Genomic DNA, 20,708 nt, shown 5'->3' with positions numbered 1-20,708 from the left:
TAATGTGACTGAAAAAGCCTATGAATCCGTTACTTTTGGAGAAGCCGGCACAGGAGTGCTAGAGATTCCAAAAGTAGCGATAGAGGGCATTTGGAGATTTTCGGAGATGTCTATTGGATAAAGCCTCACTCTGGGGAACACTTAACGCTGCATGATAAACGGGTTTTTGCACTCGATTGTTCAAATGGAGAAAAGAGCGAAACTCAACAGCTAATTCCTGTGGTGTTTTTCCCATCATGTTGCTTCCAATTAAAGAAGCACCTTCTTTAGAAAAGAGGTAATTAAGCAGTTTCGTGAAGTTTTTCCCGATGATTTGTTTGCCAATCATTGACCTAAGTTTTGTGTTGAACTGATAAAAGTTAGTTCGTCTCCTGTTTAGTCTATTGGCTTTTCAAAGGAAAAAGGCTCTAACTTCTGGTCATCTTGTTCTAATGTGTAAATCAGCCAATGGGTTGATTTATTTTTTTCCTGTTGTCACTTAAGGGTTTGATTGAACTCTTGAAAACCAAAAAGCTAAACGCAGTTTAATAATGAAATTAATGGGCTATTTTTAGATTCGTGGAAATTTTCGGTGAGTTATTTTTTTAGTTCACAGCAAATTCTGTGAATTTCCGAGCATTGGGATCGTGAAAACCAAGGACGATGGCTTGTTTAGGTACTCCTAACTCAATCAGTTGATTGGCAACCCCTACTTCTGTACCATCATGCTGAATCCAAATTTTATCGCCCTTGATATCAATATGGATCAAGCAACTAAACACACGGCGATCGCCCTCCCAGCCAACTGTTACTAACTGATAATGGTCATTTTGCGTATCGATGATCGTAAATTGCTCTAGGTCTCCGTAAGAAGGTTTATACTTATTGTGTTCTGCAAGTAATTGTTGAATGAATTGACGATATTGTTCTAGTTGTGCCATTGTACAATCACCTCTTGTCCGGGATCGAAAACGAGAACCTTAACCTGGTATTCAGAAACACTCAACTGTGCTAATTCTCCAGAAAAAAAGTTACGATATATTTTAGTTGGAACTGCTAAAAAAAGAACGCGATTTGGCTCTTTGACCTTTAATGCGACCCGATAGTTAAGAAACTGCCCTAAAGCATGATGAAATTCTGTTGTTAGAGAAGGGGATAAAAAGCTTTTGATTTCAACAGCAATCTGAAAGCTTTCTTTCTCGGCAGCAATTAATTGCTCTGCGCCTAAATCAACTTCTAGCCGACCGGAAGACAACTCTAACACCAGTGGGTCATGGGTAATCAGCCAACCCTCTTTTTGCAGGGCTGCCTTAACTATATCGTGATAAACATCCTTGGCAGACATCAGGATATCAAGTTTACTCAGGTTGACTAATCTTTATTAACAATTATACAATCCCCGCAGCAAAACTAATAATCACGCACCTTAATCCTAGAAGAAATTTAGCCAAATCGTCTACAATAGAGATGATCTCCGTTTAATGGCTAGAATCAATTAGGGAGGGAAATTGTTATGAATCCTAAATTAGTGGAATCTTTGGCTGAAATTATTCAGTCTTTAACGGCGGAAGAAAAGGATTTATTAAACCGGAAAATCAATCTAAATACTGAGATTCAACACCGTCCTTTTTATGAAGTAGCCAGCCCAGAAGAAAAAGCTAAGGTTTTTCTAAAGTGGGCGAATAGTCATCCTTTGAATACTCCCCTTTTATCGGATGAAGCTATTAGTAGAGAAAGCATTTATGGAGACAGAGGTTAAATATCTTATTTAATAGATACTAATATTTTGCTCAGAAGTTCAGAACCCTCCCATCCAATGTTTTCTAGTGCAACTACAGCCATTAGTCTATTGTTAAAATGGGGTGAAGAATTGTATATTACACCGCAAAATTTAATTGAGTTTTGGAATGTCTGCACTCGTCCTAAAAATAAAAATGGATTAGGATATTCAATTACAGAAACTAGAGAGGAAGTTGCCAAATTAAAGACGATGTTTCCCTTATTGCTGGATACCAGTGCTATTTATACAGAATGGGAAAGGTTAGTCAGCACTTATGAAGTCAAAGGTGTTAATGTTCATGATGCTCGTTTAGTGGCTGCTATGTTGATACATAATTTAACGCATATTTTAACTTTTAATATTGAGGATTTTCGCCGTTATGTAGAAATTACTCCCGTAAACCCTGGAGATGTTACTGATTAATCTGTTGAACATCCAAGCATCTAAACACTTAAATGTCTAAACATCTAGCTAACCCAGTTAAAGCTCAAAGCTCCTATGCTCAGTATAATAAAGCTTAGATGTTTAAACATTTAGATGTTGAGATGATCATAACAGTGGCTTCATTCAAAGGGGGAGTTGGGAAGTCTACAACGGCTCTCCATTTGGCGGTTTACCTGCAATCCAATGCAGACACCCTGTTAGTTGATGGGGACTTAAACCGCAGTGCCTTGGACTGGGCAAGTCGAGGCAATCTTCCCATAAAAGTTGTCGATGAAAAACAGGGAGTCAAGTTCGCCAGACAATTTGAACATATCGTGATTGATACTCCCGCCCGACCCGACCCAGAAGACTTGAAAACCATTGCTCAGGGATGCGACTTACTCGTTCTGCCCACTTCCCCTGATGCTCTAGCTCTCCGAGCTACCTTACAAATGGTTGATGCTTTGCATAGTCTTCAAAGTAACTATAAAATCCTTCTGACCTTAATTCCCCCTAAACCCAACCGCAGTGGAAACGAAGCCCGACTGGCGATTACAAATGCCGGACTGCCTTTATTTAAAACGGGAATTAGACGACTAGCCGTATTTCAAAAAGCTGCTTTAGAGGGGGTTCCTGTCAACCAAGTGAATGACCCCTATGCCAAAGCGGGATGGCAATGTTACCAACAAGTCGGGAAGGAGGTACTGCAATGAGCCGTTTTGATGATTTATTTAAGTCAGCCAAAAAACAAGACCCTCCAGAAAAACAAGCTCCCCCCAACAAAACGGAACAACCTTCTAAAAAATTAAGTAAGAGCAAAGATCCGAACTATGTCAGGACAACGGTGTATTTACCCCAGGAATTACACCGTCAACTGAAAGCGATCGCTGCCACCGAAGGGGAAGAGATGAGCGAAATTGTAGAACAACTCCTAAAAGCTTGGATGTCTAAACATTCAGATGTTTAAACATTTGCCTTTGAGAAGGCAACAAAAAAGTTGAAAATAACGTATATTTACAGAGATTTAAAAAATATAAATGATCTAAATTTCCGTAAATATACGCTTGGTTAATTGTTCCTAGAGCTTTAAAGTAATAATTAAATCCCCGCTACACAATCGAATTAACTTAACCCGAATCCGGCGACTTAATTAAATTTCCGGTATTCATTCCTCATTCCTTTTAACTCATGACTCCAACTGAGATTGACTTTGATCGGTTAAAACCCAATACGATTGTGCAAGGGACGTTATTTCCTGAACCTGTGCAAGTGATCACAACAATTCCAATGGGACAGTCGATCAAACTCATTGGTAAAGGACTACAAACCCAAAAAGTTTATGAACCCATTCTCAATCCTCAACAATTAACTCAACTACAAATCATCCCCGAACACGAACCCTTTAATGGCAACCCCCAGAACTTTCGGTTGGGAGTAGAAGCCCTGCGGTGGGGACTGGCCCATGAATACGACCCTTACTTTTCCTTGGCCATTGCCCGTGTAGATCCCCTTCCCCACCAATTAGAAGCAGTTTATGACTATTTCCTCAAACTCGCTCGAATTCGCTTCTTACTCGCCGATGACCCAGGCGCCGGAAAAACCGTCATGGCGGGTTTACTCCTGAAAGAACTCAAAATCCGAGGACTGGTACAACGCACATTAATTATCGCTCCCGCCAACCTCACCTTCCAATGGCAACGGGAGATGAAAGATAAATTTAGAGAAGATTTTGAAGTCGTCAAAGGGGATATTCTTCGAGCGAATTACGGTCAAAATCCTTGGCAGGAAAAGAACCAAGTCGTCGCTTCCGTTTCTTGGGTTTCTCGCATTCCCGATGCCAAAGATAGCTTACTCAGATCCCATTGGGATTTAATTATTGTCGATGAAGCCCATAAAATGAGTGCTTACAGTTCCGATAAGAAAACCCTCGCTTACCAATTGGGGGAAAGACTATCGGAAATGACCGATCACTATTTACTGATGACAGCGACCCCCCATAAAGGAGATCCCGATAATTTCCGTTTATTTTTAGAGTTATTAGATCCTGATGTTTATGGAGATATTAAAAGTTTAGAAGAAGCCATGAAACGGAATGTGGCTCCCTTTTATTTACGTCGCACCAAAGAAGCCTTAGTCACATTTCCCGAACCGGAAACCGGACAAGTCCAAAAACTATTTACCAATCGCACGGTTAAAACCTCAGAACGGGAATTTCGAGAAGACTGTCAAGTTTTAGTCGCCACAGAAGCCGCCGGAGAAGGCATTAACTTGCAGTTTTGTTGGTTTATGATTAATTATGATATTCCCTGGAATCCGGTTCGTTTAGAACAACGTATGGGCCGAATTCATCGCTATGGTCAAGATAAAGATTGTTTAATTTTTAACTTTGTCGCCACCAATACACGGGAAGGTCGAGTTTTGTGGAAACTTTTTGAACGCATAGAAGCGATTGAGAGAGATTTAGACCCCGAACAAACGGGAAAAGTATTTAATGTTTTAGGGGATATTTTTCCGGCTAATCAATTAGAACGAATGTTGCGGGAAATGTATGCCAAAAACTTAACCGAAGATAGCATAAAAGACCGAATTGTTGAACAAGTAAACCTCAATGAGTTTAGAAAAATTACCCATTCTACCTTAGAAGGATTAGCGAAAAAAAGCTTAAATTTATCTAAACTCATTGGTCAGTCGGTGGAAGCAAAAGAACGGCGTTTAGTTCCTGAAAGTATTGAATATTTTTTCTTAGAAGCTGCAACCGTTGCGGGAATTCATCCCAAAGAAGTTAGAAAAAATTCTCATACTTATCGAGTCGGAAAAATTCCTCGCACGTTGTGGTCAGTGGGCGATCGCTTAGAACCCAGATATGGTAAACTCGGACGAGACTATAAACAGATTATTTTCGATAAAGACCGCTTAAAAGATGACCCGACTTTAGAATGGGTCACACCGGGACATCCTCTGTTTGAAACGGTTCGAGAAAAAGTTTGGGAAGAGGTACAAGATGATTTACGCCGAGGGGCGATTTTCTATGATTTGCATCGCAGTGAACCCTCTGGTTTAGATGTTTTTTCCGCTACCATTCAAGATGGACGAGGACGGATTTTACATCGACGTTTATTTGTCGTTGAAACGGCAATGAATGGAACCTTTTATATCCGCCAACCTACGATTTTCCTCGATTTTACGTTAGCAGACCCGGACACTCTCCCCCCCGAAAACTTAACCTTACCTGAACGCCAACAGGTTGAACAAACTTTAATTGAACAAGCGTTACAACCGTTTTTAACCGAAATTCAAAGCCAAAGGCAAAAGGAAGTCGAAATTATTATCCGCCATACCGAAATTAGTCTGACTAATATTATTGACCGGGTACAACGTCAATTTGCTGAACTGTCAATGCAAAAAGAATCGGAGTCAAAAGAAATCGGTTTGGAGGGACGACTCAAACAAATGGAAGACCGTTTATTTGAACGGAATGGACGGTTAGAGTCGCGCCGAGAACAGTTAAAACAGGAAAAAAATTGTACCATTACCGATATTCAACATCACGGTCGCGCTTGGGTACTTCCCCATCCGCAACGCCATTCTCCAGAACTGGCAACAATGGTCAGCAACCAAGAAATCGAACGCATTGCCATTCAAACGGTGATTGAATATGAACAAGCGCGAGGATGGCAAGTGGAAAGTGTGGAAACCGAAAACCGAGGCTTTGATTTAATATCCCGTAAACCCCACCCAGAAGATTCCCAAACCGCCATTGCTGTTCGATTTATTGAAGTCAAAGGACGGTCACAAGTGGGGGAAGTGGCATTAACCACCAATGAGTATAAAACCGCAGAACGTTTAAAACAGGACTATTGGTTATATGTGGTGTTTAATTGCGCGACGACTCCAACGGTTTATCCGATTCCAGATCCTGTAAAATTAGGATGGCAACCTTTAGTCAAAATTGAGCATTATCAACTAGAACCTTCGGAAATTTTAGAGCGTTTTCCCAAGAATTATCCAGAAAAAGACTGACTGAATTAACATTATGTTTAAAAAAATCACCCTCAAAAACTACAGAACTCATAAATCAACAACCCTAGAGCTTAAACCCATTACTTTACTCATTGGTAATAATAGTTCTGGTAAAACCAACTTTTTATCAGGAATACAACATTTTTCAGGATTAATTAAACAAGGAAATCCTTTTAAAGAACAAAACCGAACCGTTCAAGCTAAAGATTATTTTAGCCATCGCTATCGTTTAGCCTCTGAGGAGGATACGATGTCGATTGAAATTGAATGGAGCAAAAATAATCATTTTGTCAGATATTATCTGGAGCTTTATCAGAACGAGAAATTTTTAGAAAAGGTAGGGTGTCGAGAAAAACTAGAGTTTGCTGTTAATTTGTCAGAAAACCTACAAACCTTGACCAATGGATATGAGCCAGAAACAGATTCAATCGAGATGAGATTAAATCTGGAAAAATCTGAAATCTTGGGAAATGAAGAAAAAGAATTATTAAATTTATTTTTTAAAGATTGTGAGAACATTTTTAGTTACCATTTACAACCTTCTTTTTTAAAAGGAATCATTCATGATAATTTAGAAATTGACAATATCTTAAATCAAGAGATAAAAATTCCTGCTGTTTTAGGGAATGAAGGAAAAAACTTGCAAAAATTAATTTATTATATAAAAACTAAAGAAGAACGAGTTTATTCTCGGTTTCTAGCATTAATGAGACGATTTGCAGACAATAGAAACTTTGTAGGGATTCGTTTAAATGAAAGAAAGTCTAAATTATTATGGGAATTTGATTTAGGAAGAACCACAACAGATCGCTTACTGGATGAATTTCCGCCTGAAGTCATTTCCGACGGCTTACTAAAAGCGGCTGCCATTGCCTTATTAGTTTCGATTAAAAATCCTCCGGCTTTAATGTTAATGGAAGAAATCGAAAATGGTATTAATCCGGGTAATATTCAAGAATTAATCGGATGGATTTGGCAAGCAACGGCGCCTAATCAAAAAGACATTAGCCCCCAATTTATTTTAACCTCTCATAGTCCTTCTGTGCTGCGAGAATTTCATCAAAATTTAGATTCAGTTTATACCTTTAGATTAAATAAACGCAACTATCAAAGCGATGTCAGAAACTTGAATCAAGCCTTAGATACCTTAATCGGAATTGGAACCGTAGAAGGGGATATTATTGAAGATGAGAAAACCGGAAACCGCCGCGTTGAAATCCCGAAATATCAACTAGCAGAACTGTGGTACTCAGGAACAATTGGCTAATCAAGTTTATTCAAATCAATTTAGGAATAATGAGGATATGGCGACAGGTAAAGTTAAACGCAATATTGGGATAATTGGAGACGGCCCAACTGACCGCAAAATTTTTGCTAAACTGGTGGACTGTATTTTAACAGAAGAAACTGCTCAAGAGTTTATTGATTGTAATATTATCGAGTTACAACGCCAAACCATCCATGATGCTATCGAAAAATATTTAATCGCAGAAAAAAGAAATAGCCAGACCAAAAATCCTCAAGATTTAGTTAAGGCGGTAGTCGGTGTATTGTATAGTGGATTTATAGAGTTAATTTATCAAGTTGATTTATGCAATTGTGATCTAATTATTCTAACAACGGATTCTGAATTAGTCTTAAAATCTGATCAGGATTATTTCAAATATGGGATTCAATTATTTCATCTGTTATCAGAAGCCTCGATTAAATTTTATGACAGTATTCTCAAACAGAGTTATTCTCAGAATAAGATTCCCCTAGTCTTACCCATTATTACCTTTCCTTCAACCGAAATTCTGATTGCAGCAGCTAAAGGATTAAATCCCGTGACTTACTATAATAAAAAACCGTTAGAATTAAAACAAATGATTTATAACGTTCCTGACGATAGAACCGTTAGCGAAGATGATTTAAAGGAAAAAGCACTTAATTTTATTACCCTCCCAGGTATTAATAATATCTTTAATCACATTCCCGAATCTCGCTCTTTTATTCAAACTTTATCCGCTTATAAAGTATCCTGTTTTTTATAAATTATTTTTATTTTTGTTACCATGAATGATTACCCGAAACGCTTAATTGAAGTTGACCTTCCCATTAAACAAATTTCTGCCCATGCGCGGCGAGAAAAATCGATTCGACATGGACATATTTCTACATTACATATTTGGTGGGCGAGGCGACCTTTAGCAGCTTGTCGGGCGGTGATTTGTGCGGCATTATGGCCAGACCCCGTTGATAAAAACTGTTCACCTCTGTTTCAAGAGGAAGCGGCTAAAATTATCACAAATTTTGCTAAAAAAGCGGCAACCAATGCTAAAATATTGAACCATTGTTCAACGGACAATTTGAAGAAATGGCAGGTTTTAGCGAAACCCGAAAATCAGTTGGATGTCAGCAATTTTAACCATCTCAATATTTTACGATATCGGTTATTAGATTTTATTGCGGATTTTGCCAACTGGGATAATTCCACTCAACCGGACTATTTAGAAACCAGTCGATTATTAACGCAAATTGCCCATGAATCTTTAGGGGGAATTCTAGGAACTAAACCGTTAGTAGTTGACCCATTTGCAGGTGGGGGGTCTATTCCGTTAGAAGCGTTACGAGTGGGGGCGAATGCTTTTGCGTCTGACTTAAATCCCGTTGCAGTTTTACTCAATAAAGTGGTTTTGGAATATATTCCCCGGTATGGGCAAACCTTAGCGGATGAGGTGCGAAAATGGGGGCAATGGGTGAAGGAAGAAGCGGAAAAAGAGTTAGCAGAATTTTATCTCAAAGATGCTGATGGTAGTACACCAATTGCATACTTATGGGCAAGAACAATTACTTGTGAGGGGCCAGGTTGTGGGGCAGAAGTACCGTTAATGCGATCTTTATGGTTGTGTAAAAAAAGTAATAAATCTGTTGCATTACAACTGATTCCCAACCCAGAAGAAAAGCGAGTTGATTTTGAAATTATTGAAAAAGTGAAGAAGAAATGGGTTAAGGCAGATAATCATCAATTAGAGGTCAAAAATCCTAATTTAGAAGGAACAGTAAAACGGGGTTCTGCAACTTGTCCCTGTTGTGGATTTACAACGCCAGTGGCTTCTGTGAGAAAACAGTTAAAAGCACGTCATGGCGGTGCAAATGATGCTCGTTTATTCTGTGTCGTGGTAACAAAACCTAATCAACAAGGTCGATTTTATCGTTTACCAAATCCTATTGATTTAGAAGCGATTGAAAAGGCAAAAAATGAGCTAGAAAAACGAATTAAAGCGCATCAAGGAGAATTAAGTTTAGTTCCTAATGAACCTTTACCGCCTCAAGGTGCATTAGGCTTTCGCGTACAGCTTTACGGGATGGAATATTGGGGCAATTTATTTACATCTCGTCAAGCTTTGGCATTAACTACTTTAGTAAGATTAATAAAAGAAACAGGGGAAAAGTTAGCTAATAGTGAAGATAAAGGGTTGGCTGATGCGGTTCAAACTTGTTTGGCGTTGGCAGTTGATAGGCAAGCCAATACATTAACATCTTTATCTCGTTGGAATACAGCAGGTGAAAAGATAGAAGGTTTATTTGCTAGACAAGCGATTCCTATGGTTTGGGATATTGCAGAGGCTAATTTATTTTCAGGTGCAACGGGGGGGTTAAATGGGGCTATTAACTGGGTTTTAGATGTTTGTGAATCCAATGCTTTTTTACCTTATCCAGGTCAAACCCAACAAGCAAATGCTGATAATGTTTATTATCTTCCTCCTGATTCAATTCAATGTCTATGTTCAGACCCTCCTTATTATGATGCTGTCCCCTACGCCGACTTATCTGATTTTTTCTATGTTTGGTTAAAACGTACATTACCTAATTCCTTAAAAACTGTATTTACTGATGAATTAACCCCAAAAGAAGATGAGTGTATTGTTGATGAGATAAAAGGTAAAGATAAAACCTATTTTGAACAACAAATGCAAAAAGCAATGTCGGAAGGATGCCGATTTTTAGCCCCAGAAGGAATAGGCATTATTGTATTTGCCCACAAATCAACAGCAGGATGGGAAGCACAATTACAAGCAATGGTCAACGCTGGTTGGATAATTACAGGTTCATGGCCTATTGACACCGAAATGGGAACAAGACTTCGGGCGATGAATTCTGCTGCTTTAGCCTCCTCGGTTCACCTTGTTTGTCGTCCTCGCAAAAACTCTGATGGTTCTTTCCGCACAGATGATATCGGCGACTGGCGAGACGTATTACAAGAACTCCCCCAACGCATCCACGACTGGATGCCCAGACTCGCCTCAGAAGGCGTTGTCGGTGCAGATGCCATCTTTGCTTGCCTTGGCCCAGCCTTAGAAATCTTCTCCCGTTACTCCAGCGTCGAAAAAGCCTCTGGGGAAATTGTCACCCTGCGGGAATATTTAGAAAACGTTTGGGCCGCCGTTTCCAAAGAAGCCCTCAGTATGATTTTTGCCAACGCCGACGCTACCGGGTTTGAAGCCGACGCCCGACTCACCGCCATTTGGTTGTGGACACTTTCCACCGATAGCCAAACTCAAAACCCCGAAACAGAAGACCCCGACACGGTAGAGTCAGAAGACGACGAAGAAGACACCGCTAAAAAAGCCCCCAAAGTCAGTGGTTATCTTTTAGAATTCGACGCCGCCCGCAAAATTGCCCAGGGGTTAGGCATTTATTTAGAAACCTTAACAACCCTCGTGCAAGTTAAAGGAGATAAAGCCCGACTCTTACCTGTATCAGAACGGTCTTCCTATTTGTTAGGAAAAGAAAGCGCCAAAGCCCCGACCCAAAAAACTAAGAAAAAAACCGATAAACAACTTCTCATTCCCGGTTTATTTGCCCAGACTCCCGAAGCAGAAACCGAAGACAGTTGGGGAGAAACGGCCGTTGATACCCTCGGTAAAACCGTATTAGACCGCATTCACCAAAGCATGATTTTATTCGCCGCCGGACGCAGTGAAGCCCTAAAACGGTTTTTAGTCGATGATGAAGTCGGAAAAGACCAACGGTTCTGGACATTAGCCCAAGCGTTATCAGCGTTGTATCCTAGTATTAGTGAGGAAAAGCGTTGGGTCGATGGGGTATTAGCAAGGAAAAAGGGGTTGGGGTTCTGATGATGCAAAATATCGCCTATCAGTGGCAAACTAAATTCTGGCAAACCCTACAGCAACCTGAAAATGCTGAACCCTTAAAACAAGCAGCCTTAAAAGGACAACTTGGTAAATGGACAACAGCCTTAACTACCACCGTTGTCTCCACTTCTACAGCAATGGGTTGGCAGTCTTCCGCCAAAGGACATCCACTAGGCTTATTTCCTGTATCTCCCAGTGAATACCTAGCTTTAGATGTTATGTCCTTTACTGCTGGTGATAAAAGCTGGCGGTTTCCTATCGCCGTTATGGAACTAGAGAATAGTAAAGATATTAACCGCAGTGCCTACTCGCTTTGGAAAGTATTATGTATCCGTGCATCTTTAAGAATCGTTTTTTGCTACCGTAGCAGTGCAGAAGAACGCGCTTCCCTAATTAGTTTTCTACGCGATGAAGTGCTACAAGCCATCAGTTTACCCGACAGGATGAAACTTGACGGTGAAACCATCGTAGTCGTAGGTAGTCGAGATGATTCTGCTACCTTTCCCTACGGTTTTTTTAAATGGTGGCAGTTTGAAACAAATACCGGAAACTTTAGCATACTCTAGCAGGTGAATTATGGTAACTAAACCCTGGTACAAAATAGAAGGTTTAATTCCCCGTGAAGATCTCCGAGACGGAAAACCTTTAGATGCTTCCGAATTTGCAGTACATTTAGATCAAGTTCGCAACCAAAAAGCACCCGCAGATTATCAAGAACCCGAACGTTTTTTTGACCGAACGTATTTAACCAAATATTTAATTGATTTAGCCGCCCAAGTCATTCGGCGCTTATCAGGAGAAAAAACAGAAACTTCCGCCGTTTTTAACCTGTCCACTCAATTTGGAGGCGGAAAAACCCATGCGTTAACTTTACTCTATCATCTGGCTAAAAACGGTCAATTAGCCAATAACTGGACAGGCGTTAAAAAACTCCTTCAAAAAGCCGGAATTAACTCAGTTCCAGAAGCAGCCGTTGCGGTATTTGTCGGAACTGAATTTGATTCTCTCACCGGACGCGGCGGAGACGACGGAACCCCGAAACGGAAAACCCCTTGGGGAGAAATTGCTTATCAATTAGGGGGAGAAGCCGCGTTAGCGGTCGTTGCTGAACATGAAAACCAATTTATTGAACCGAAAGGGGATGTGATTCGGAAATTTCTCCCCAAAGATAAACCTTGTTTAATTTTATTAGATGAAATTATTAATTATGCCAGTACCTATCGTCAAAAAGGCTATGGCGATAAACTGTATAACTTTATTCAAGCGTTATCAGAAACCGCTAGAGGAGAAGATAATGTTGTTTTAGTCGTATCGATTCCGGCTTCTGAATTAGAATATACCGCCGCCGATGAATCGGATGAACAACGGTTCAAAAAAATGTTAGACCGACTGGGGAAAGCGGTGGTGATTTCTGCGGAGTCAGAAACCTCAGAAATTATCCGTCGTCGCCTGTTTGAATGGGATGCTCAAGCGGTGAGTAGCGAAGGTAAAATTCTTCTCCCTAAAGATGCGATTAACACTTGTTCTGAATATGCAGATTGGGTGCTTGACCATCGACAACAACTTCCGAGTTGGTTTCCCGTTGATTATGCTCGTGACATCTTTACCTCGACCTACCCTTTTCATCCCACCGTTTTATCCGTTTTTGAACGAAAATGGCAATCTTTACCTCGATTTCAACGGACGAGGGGGGTATTAAGATTATTAGCCCTTTGGGTGTCTCAAGCGTATCAAGAGGGGTATAAAGGTCAGCATCGAGATGCGTTAATTGGGTTAGGAACTGCACCCTTAGATGACCCGATGTTTCGAGAAGCCGTGTTTAATCAAATGGGGGAAAATCGCTTAGAATCTGCGGTGACAACGGATATTTGTGGGAAAAAAGATGCCCATGCAATTCGATTAGATATTGAAGCCGTAGACGCCATCAAAAAATCTCGCTTACACCGGAAAGTCGGAACGACAATTTTCTTTGAATCGAATGGGGGTTGCTCTCGAACCGAAGCAACGGTTCCTGAAATTCGGTTAGCGGTTGGAGAACCCGATTTAGATATTGGGAATGTAGAAACGGTTTTAGAAACCTTAGCCAGTGAATGTTATTATCTAACCGTTGAACAAACCAAATATCGCTTTAGTTTATATCCGAATCTCAATAAAATTTTAGCAGATCGTCGGGCAAATGTCCAGTCTCAACGCATTCAAGAACGAGTTAAAACTGAGGTACAAAAATTATTAACCAGTTCCCAAGGCGTTAATATTGTTCATTTTCCTACCCATTCTAATCAGATTCCTGACCGACCGATTTTAACCTTAGTGGTGATGAGTCCTGAGCAACAGAAACGGGATGAAGAAACGTTAAAATTAGTAGAAACAATCATCCGAGAGTCTGGAGCTTCGGCGCGGACGTGCAAAAGTGCTTTAATTTTTGCGATCGCTGATTCTGATGATTCACTGCGAGAAGAAGCTCGAAAACTCCTCGCTTGGGAAGATATTCGAGACGAGGAACAAGGGTTAGATGAAAATCAGAAAAAACAACTGCAAGAAAATTTGAAAAAAGCCCAACGAGATTTAACAGAAGCGATTTGGCGTTCTTATAAATATTTGGTATTACTGGGTAAAGATAATCAATTACGGGTGACTGATTTGGGGTTAATTACCTCTAGTGGGGCGACCTCTTTAGTCGGTTTGATACTCAATCGGTTACGTCAAGATGGGGATGTTGAAGACCAAATTAGTCCTCGGTTTTTAATCAGAAATTGGTCGGGTGCGTTTAAAGAATGGAGTACAAAATCTGTGCGCGATGCGTTTTTTGCTTCTCCCCAGTTTCCCCGACTTCTGAGACCCGATGCGATTAAAGAAGCGATCGCACGAGGCGTTAAAGAAGGTTCCTTAGCCTATGTTAGCAAGGGGTCAAATGACCGTTATGAACCCTTTTTATTTAAAACGGATTTATCCGTTAATGAAGTTGAAATTTCGGACGATATTTTTATTATTAAGTCAGAAGAGGCAGAAGCTTATTTGCAACGGATTACAGATCCCCCAAAATTAACAAAATTAGTCATTTCTCCCAGTTCCCTAACCCTAGAACCCGGATGCAAACAAACCTTTACCGTCAAAGGATTTGATCAATATGAACAAGAGTTAACTTTTGATGAAATTACCTGGAAAGCAACAGGAGGTACGATTGATAGTGATGGGGTTTTCCAAGCGGGTCATGATGTTGGTAATTTTATCATTACCGCTACCGTTGAAGAGATTAAGACAAATATCAATGTTTCGATTCTATCTCCCGCCGTAGCACGAGTTAAGGAGAAAGGAGAATCTTATAAAACTCCTGAGAATTTAGGCATTGAAGAAACGACTAAACTCCCTCAAGGGTTAAGTTGGAAAGGAGAAATTACACCGCAAAAATGGATGAATTTTTATATGAGAGTTCTATCTAAATTGACAACAGATCAGGATGTAAAATTAACCTTAAAAATCGAATTTTCTATTGAAGGGGAGATTTCTCAACAAAAACGAGATGAAACCAAAGTGGCTTTGCAAGAGTTAGGACTTGATGATCATTTAGACTGAAGTTGATCGAGAGCGAAATAGCGAACGTGTCATGAAGCGCAAAGTAGCCATGAAAATCCCCTCTGTGTAAGGGTTGCAGCGATTAGTCGTAATAAATCGTTACAGCGTGTCCTGTTTTGCGGCTATCTCGGCTTTATCCCTTTGTCAACCTCAAAATCATGATTCTTTAAACTGTCTCATCAGGGGCAGTTTTTCCGTCTCTAAAGCTAACTTTGATTCGTTGATGGAGGCTGAGGAATTTCATCTGCGGTTAACGTGATCACTTTTCCATCTTGCCAAATACTAATGGATTCTCCTAATTTTCGATGTCTATCTACGGCTTTAGCAATAGCCAGTTTTACACCTGTGTCAATTTGGCTTGATAATTTATCAGGAATCGGTTTATTCATCGTTAGAAGTTGTAATTTGTGTCCACACTTGAGGTTGATAAATAATCGGGTCTTGGTTAAAAGGGCATTCAGCTATAATCTGCAAATTGAGATTAGAGTTATCATAAACTATCCAGCGATATACCAGCGCTATTCATCCAGAATTGGATGTCCAAACATTCAGATATTTAAACAAGAGAAGTCATTCAATTTATTATTTTTCCTACGCTTGAATTAGGAATTGACTACTCGCTAATACAGGTTTTTCAGTTAAGATTAGAAATTGGCTGCCTGTTCCAAAACCTGCCGCAGCACCATTTTGATTGTAGAATAATCCGCCTGTCGCGGTATTATAAACAATATCGGCTGCACTGGTAGCAGCTAAGGCATCAGTGGTGACTTTAGCAAATTCAGTGGCGACAGAGAACCCAGTTCCCGCAATACTGCTAATACTGGTAAAGGTTGTTTTATCTAAGACAATTTGATCAGTTTGTGAGATATTAAAGTCTGTAATTGTATCTACACCCACCGCAGAAGTCGCAAATACAGCATTGGTATTATAGATAAATTTATCCGCACCGAGTCCACCCGTTAGAGTATCATTAGCAGCATCTCCACTGAGAGAGTCATTGCCATCACTCCCTAACAATTGGTCAGCACCGCTACTCCCAATTAAGTTATCATTTCCGGTACTGCCATTGAGAATATTATTAGCAGTATTTCCGGTAATAATATTAGCTAAAGTATTACCTGTCCCATTAATAGCAGCAGTTCCCGTTAAAGTCAGATTTTCCACTTCCCCGGGTAAGGTATAGGTAATAGAAGATTGAACTAAATCCGTTCCTTGAGCCACTAATTCAGTTACGATATCTCCAGCATTATCAACAACGTAAGTATCGTTTCCTGTACTCCCTTTCAGTTGGTCTGCTCCCGTACTGCCATTGAGAATATTATTAGCAGTATTCCCGGTAATGGTATTAGTTAAAGTATTGCCTGTACCATTAATAGCAGAAGTTCCTATTAAGATCTGATTTTCCACTTCCGCAGGTAAAGTATAGGTAATAGAAGACTGAACTAAATCCGTTCCTTGAGTCGCTAATTCTGTAACAATATCTCCAGCATTATCAACAACGTAAGTATCATTTCCTGTACTACCTTTAAGTTGGTCGGCTCCGGTACTACCATTGAGAATATTATTAGCAGTATTCCCGGTAATAATATTAGCTAAAGTATTCCCTGTACCATTAATAGCAGTAGTTCCAGTTAAGGTGAGGTTTTCAACATTAGCAGGTAAGGTATAAGTTACAGAAGATTGGACTAAATCTGTACCTCCACTAGCTAATTCTATAACAATATCTCCCGCATTATCGACAACGTAAGTATCGTTTCCTGTACTGCCTTTAAGTTGGTCGGCTCCGCTACTACCATTCAGGATATTATTAGCAGTATTCCCGGTGAGAATATTAACTAAAGTATTCCCTGTGCCATTAATAGCTGTGGTTCCGGTTAAGGTGAGGTTTTCAACATTAGCAGGTAAGGTATAGGTGACAGAAGATTGGATTAAATCTGTTCCTTGAGAAGCTAATTCTGTAACAATATCTCCCGCATTAGCGACAACATAAGTATCGTTTCCTGCACCCCCTGTGAGAATATTATTGGTGGTATTTCCAGTAATAATATTAGCTAAAGCATTCCCTGTCCCATTAATAGCGGTTGTTCCAGTTAAGGTGAGGTTTTCCACTTCCCCAGGTAAGGTATAGGTAACAGAAGATTGGATTAAATCTGTGCCTTGAGAAGCTAATTCTGTAACAATATCCCCAGCATTATCAACAATGTAAGTATCATTTCCTGAACTACCTTTAAGTTGGTCGGCTCCGGTACTTCCATTGAGAATATTATTAGCCGTATTCCCAGTAAGGGTATTAGCTAAAATATTGCCTGTCCCATTAATTGCTGATGTCCCTGTTAAGGTGAGATTTTCCACTTCCGCAGGTAAAGTATAGGTAATAGAAGACTGAACTAAATCCGTTCCTTGAGCCGCTAATTCTGTAACAATATCTCCTCCATTATCAACAACATAAGTATCATTTCCTGTACCGCCTTTAGATGTATCGGCTCCGGTTCCACCGTTGAGCAAATCATTACCACTATAGCCAATCAATAAATCGTTACCACCCGCACCGGAAAGGGTATCATCTGCTTCTGTACCATTGAGAATATCATCGGTTGCTGTTCCTGTTCGAGAGGTTTCAAAATTCCAATCTGTGTTGTTTGTAATACCTGAATATTTATTTCCGCTACTATCTTTAATCGCTCCATCTGCAATCTGAATATAGTATTGCAGCCCACCCTCTAACTGAAGATTAGGATTGATTGTCATCTTATTATTAGTGATAGTAACGTTAGTAGAGGTAACATCAATAGTTTCAACTGTAGAGTTATCAGGAACTTTTCTAATTACGATGTTACCAGTTCCTTTTTGAATCGGTTCACTAAAGTTAATTACCAGGTTAGTATTTGTTGAAACGTTGGTAGTGTTATCAGTGGGAGTGAAAGTAGTGGCTATCGGTGAGATAGTATCAACATCGGATAATTTCCAAAGCTCATAGCCATGTATACCATCATTAGCTTGAAAGTATAAAGTGCCATTAACATCAATAAGGTTATTGGGGTAAGAACTACCAGTCCCAAGATTAATATCGCTAACTAGGACAGTACCTTCAGGAGTCCCGTCACTTTTCCACAGTTCAACACCATTAATACCATCAGTCGCTGTAAAGTATAAAACTCCATTGATATCAGTCAAATAGTTAGGGTTAGAACTATTACTCCCAAGATTAATATCTTTAACTAAGACAGTGCCTTCTGAAGTTCCGTCGCTCTTCCACAGTTCCAGCCCATTATTACTATCATAAGCTGTAAAATACACAATCCCATTAACATTCGTGGGGGGGTTCCAAATCTCAATATTTTTGACAAGAACAGTACCTGCTGTTGTGCCATCACTTTTCCATAAGCCAACAGGTTGATTTGGATCATCGACTGTCGCTTCAAAGTACAGAGTTTGATTAACATTAGCAAGATAAACGATAAATGAACCAACAGTTCCAGGATTAATGTCTTTAACTAGGACAGTACCTGCTTCTGTACCATCACTTTTCCATAATTCACTACCATGAACCCCATCATCGCATATAAAATACAAAGTACCGTTGACATTTTTAAAGTGCTCTGGCTGCCCCGTAGCTGGTGGAAAAGGATTGATATCTTTAACAAGAACAGTACCTGCTTCTGTACCATCACTTTTCCATAAACTACTCTCATGAATACCATCATCAGCAGAAAAATATAGAATATTATTGATATTAACCATTTGAGTATAAGAGTCAATACCAGGGTAACCGTCTGAACCGAAATATGGATAAATGTCTTTAACAAGAACAGTACCTGCTTCTGTACCATCACTCTTCCATAATTCACTACCATGAACTCCATCATCAGCCTGAAAGAATAAACTGTTATTAAGATTTACAAAATTCTCTGGTACAGAACTAACAAAGCCAGGTTTTATATTTTCCAGCCGTATATTTTTAATCAGAACAGTACCTGCTGTTGTGCCATCACTCTTCCATAACTCAATGCCATGAACCCCATCATTGGCGTGAAAGTACAAAGTACCGTTTACATTGATTAAAAATCCTGGTAAAGAATCACTACTACCAGGGTTTATATTTTTAACTAAAATAGTGCCTTCTGGAGTCCCATCACTTTTCCATAATTCAAAGCCATTAATTCCATCATTGGCTCTAAAGTATAAAGTACCGTTGATGTTTGTAAGATTGTAAACCATATCTAGAGTGCTGGGAGAAGAGCTTCCGTTAGGATTGATATCTTTAACTAAAACTGCACCTAAAATGGAAGAATAACTTGCTATTACCTGTTCTTCAAATACAGGAGAAATATTCATTTCCCCAGTTGTTACTTCTAAATCCCAATTCCTTTCTAGCTCAGAATTACCAATAATTGTTTGTGTTGCACCAATGGTTGCACCTGTTAACTGTTTTAACTCTTGTAAGAAAATTGGATTAGCACCGACATAACAGCCATATAGTAATAGATTTGATACAGACCAATATTGAAGTTGATCAGCATAATAGCTTAGGGTCTTAATATTAAGCTGACTATTTCCTAAGTACAAACAACCTGGGGAACCATGAGCAACAATATGAACGGTTTGAATATTCTGCCGTTGTTTGAGAACATGTGTAATTTGTTGCACTCCATCTTCATAGGAATGCACTAAAACCACTTCTACACCTGTTCTGACTCCAGCAGCTAACAAAGGATAATCTGTTACTCCTGTATCGAGGAATAAAATTTCTTGCACCGCAGCAGAATTAAAAGTTGGGAAGCCAAAAGAATTTCCAAAAGCAGAAGTTTTAGCTAAATCTTGAAGTGTAGCCATATCAGTTATTTCCTTAATAAAATACATGGTTTTAGGAATTGGGTTAATCAACCCTATATGCTTGTCAGGCTGTTTCTAAAGGATTACCTGATTCGTTACATAACTTTACAATTTTCAGTTTTTAGCCAGTTCAAAATCAATCCTCGTGTGGATAAGTACAGCACAACACCATTCAACAGATGCCAGAGAAAATGAGTTCCCAAGGGAAACTCAGGACAGATTGTTTTGTCCAGGGTACGGAAAAACAAAGCAACGAAGAAAACCCCTGTTGCTGCCAATAAAATCAACGGTTCTTGCTTTTGTTGTTGATAGTGATAAATTCCTAAGCTCCCTAAAATTAGCAATGCTGGAGCATAGGATAAGGAACCATTAAGAAGATGAAAAAATTGTTGACTCCATTGACTGGCTAATACAAATCCAGCGATTAAAATCCCTGCAAATAAGGGTTTAATTCTCAAAACTCGACGGGTGTATAGCCAGAGAAAACACAGTTGAAACAGAAGAATAGGTATAACATCAAGCCGATTTGACCATTGAGTGGCAAAGGTATGAAATAAGGTACTTCCGGTTCCAATAGCAACCATTAATCCAATGAGCAGCCAAATTTCAGTTGCAATCTTTTGTTGATGACGGGCTAATTTTAATAGAGCCAAAGCGGCAATAAAAAAAGCAATATTTGACAAAGCATTGAGAGGTTCGCCTGTTAAACCTGGAGCCAAACGTTCACAGTACAAATCAAGATAATCCACAGATAACCTCCTCAAGAGCTTATCTTGTTAATAATAAACTTCCCAGCCTAATCCCGTAAAGTCTTTATTTTTGATCTTGATCAAAAAACTGCTAATTTTTGATTTTTATCAAATTCTCTTGGAATTAATTTTAATGGAGTTTATGCTGATAAATACGTTGACGCTTTTCCTGTTTCGCGCGAATTCGGCTTAAGGTTTCTTGGGCAATTCCCA

The 20,708-nt window shown here is 39.5% G+C and carries 16 protein-coding genes; 10 read left to right on the top strand and 6 right to left on the bottom strand.

What is annotated here, in order from left to right:
• Positions 1 to 58 precede the first annotated feature (58 nt).
• The 3 genes from NMK36_RS28520 to NMK36_RS28510 all read right to left on the bottom strand — a co-directional run bounded on the left by NMK36_RS28520 (position 59) and on the right by NMK36_RS28510 (position 1,324).
• Positions 59 to 328, bottom strand: a complete 270-nt coding sequence (locus tag NMK36_RS28520; RefSeq protein WP_254175263.1) for a relaxase/mobilization nuclease domain-containing protein — start codon at positions 326 to 328, stop codon at positions 59 to 61.
• A 256-nt stretch (positions 329 to 584) separates the two neighbouring features.
• Positions 585 to 920: a XisI protein gene (locus NMK36_RS28515; protein ID WP_254175261.1), complete on the bottom strand. Its 336-nt coding sequence runs from the start codon at positions 918 to 920 to the stop codon at positions 585 to 587.
• Positions 908 to 1,324, bottom strand: coding sequence for an element excision factor XisH family protein (locus tag NMK36_RS28510; RefSeq protein WP_254175260.1), 417 nt, complete (start codon positions 1,322 to 1,324; stop codon positions 908 to 910). The genes NMK36_RS28515 and NMK36_RS28510 overlap by 13 nt, the downstream gene beginning before the upstream one ends.
• A gap of 168 nt (positions 1,325 to 1,492) precedes the next feature.
• Here NMK36_RS28510 and NMK36_RS28505 point away from each other — a divergent pair, with 168 nt between their 5' ends.
• The 10 genes from NMK36_RS28505 to NMK36_RS28460 all read left to right on the top strand — a co-directional run bounded on the left by NMK36_RS28505 (position 1,493) and on the right by NMK36_RS28460 (position 14,913).
• Positions 1,493 to 1,738 carry a hypothetical protein gene (locus NMK36_RS28505; RefSeq protein ID WP_254175258.1) on the top strand — a complete coding sequence of 82 codons (246 nt, stop codon included), beginning with the start codon at positions 1,493 to 1,495 and terminating at the stop codon, positions 1,736 to 1,738.
• Positions 1,739 to 2,182 (top strand): type II toxin-antitoxin system VapC family toxin, encoded by a 444-nt coding sequence (locus NMK36_RS28500; protein WP_254175318.1) that lies wholly within the window; start codon positions 1,739 to 1,741, stop codon positions 2,180 to 2,182.
• Positions 2,183 to 2,304: 122 nt separating this feature from the next.
• Positions 2,305 to 2,895, top strand: a complete 591-nt coding sequence (locus NMK36_RS28495) for a ParA family protein (protein ID WP_254175317.1) — start codon at positions 2,305 to 2,307, stop codon at positions 2,893 to 2,895.
• On the top strand, positions 2,892 to 3,149 hold the full coding sequence (locus NMK36_RS28490; protein WP_254175257.1) for a ribbon-helix-helix domain-containing protein: 258 nt from the start codon (positions 2,892 to 2,894) through the stop codon (positions 3,147 to 3,149). Before NMK36_RS28495 ends, NMK36_RS28490 begins: the two co-directional genes overlap by 4 nt.
• Positions 3,150 to 3,370: 221 nt before the next feature.
• Positions 3,371 to 6,202, top strand: coding sequence for a protein NO VEIN domain-containing protein (locus NMK36_RS28485; protein WP_254175256.1), 2,832 nt, complete (start codon positions 3,371 to 3,373; stop codon positions 6,200 to 6,202).
• A 13-nt stretch (positions 6,203 to 6,215) separates the two neighbouring features.
• Positions 6,216 to 7,469 carry an AAA family ATPase gene (locus NMK36_RS28480; protein ID WP_254175254.1) on the top strand — a complete coding sequence of 418 codons (1,254 nt, stop codon included), beginning with the start codon at positions 6,216 to 6,218 and terminating at the stop codon, positions 7,467 to 7,469.
• 37 nt (positions 7,470 to 7,506) lie between these two features.
• A complete protein-coding gene (locus NMK36_RS28475) occupies positions 7,507 to 8,235 on the top strand; it encodes a hypothetical protein (protein ID WP_254175252.1) in 729 nt (242 codons plus the stop codon).
• Between the two features lie 21 nt (positions 8,236 to 8,256).
• Positions 8,257 to 11,322 (top strand): DUF1156 domain-containing protein, encoded by a 3,066-nt coding sequence (locus tag NMK36_RS28470; RefSeq protein ID WP_254175250.1) that lies wholly within the window; start codon positions 8,257 to 8,259, stop codon positions 11,320 to 11,322.
• Entirely contained in the window at positions 11,322 to 11,906 is a 585-nt protein-coding gene (locus NMK36_RS28465) for a hypothetical protein (RefSeq protein WP_254175249.1), read from the top strand. The genes NMK36_RS28470 and NMK36_RS28465 overlap by 1 nt, the downstream gene beginning before the upstream one ends.
• A 10-nt stretch (positions 11,907 to 11,916) precedes the next feature.
• The gene (locus NMK36_RS28460; protein ID WP_254175247.1) at positions 11,917 to 14,913 is read left to right on the top strand and encodes an ATP-binding protein; all 2,997 of its coding nucleotides are present in this window, start codon (positions 11,917 to 11,919) and stop codon (positions 14,911 to 14,913) included.
• A gap of 206 nt (positions 14,914 to 15,119) precedes the next feature.
• Here the strand turns inward: NMK36_RS28460 and NMK36_RS28455 are convergent, their stop codons facing one another.
• The 3 genes from NMK36_RS28455 to NMK36_RS28445 form a co-directional block, all read right to left on the bottom strand.
• Positions 15,120 to 15,302 carry a hypothetical protein gene (locus NMK36_RS28455; protein WP_254175245.1) on the bottom strand — a complete coding sequence of 61 codons (183 nt, stop codon included), beginning with the start codon at positions 15,300 to 15,302 and terminating at the stop codon, positions 15,120 to 15,122.
• A 202-nt stretch (positions 15,303 to 15,504) separates the two neighbouring features.
• The gene (locus NMK36_RS28450; protein WP_254175244.1) at positions 15,505 to 19,746 is read right to left on the bottom strand and encodes an ELWxxDGT repeat protein; all 4,242 of its coding nucleotides are present in this window, start codon (positions 19,744 to 19,746) and stop codon (positions 15,505 to 15,507) included.
• A 95-nt stretch (positions 19,747 to 19,841) separates the two neighbouring features.
• Complete coding sequence (locus NMK36_RS28445) at positions 19,842 to 20,495, bottom strand: ceramidase domain-containing protein (RefSeq protein ID WP_254175242.1); 654 nt, start codon at positions 20,493 to 20,495, stop codon at positions 19,842 to 19,844.
• Positions 20,496 to 20,708 lie beyond the last annotated feature (213 nt).

The organism is Planktothrix pseudagardhii, assembly GCF_904830925.1.
GTDB classification, from domain to species: domain Bacteria; phylum Cyanobacteriota; class Cyanobacteriia; order Cyanobacteriales; family Microcoleaceae; genus Planktothrix; species Planktothrix tepida.
Note: the sequence above shows the minus strand (reverse complement) of the source record. Positions and strands in the feature narration are given on the sequence as shown.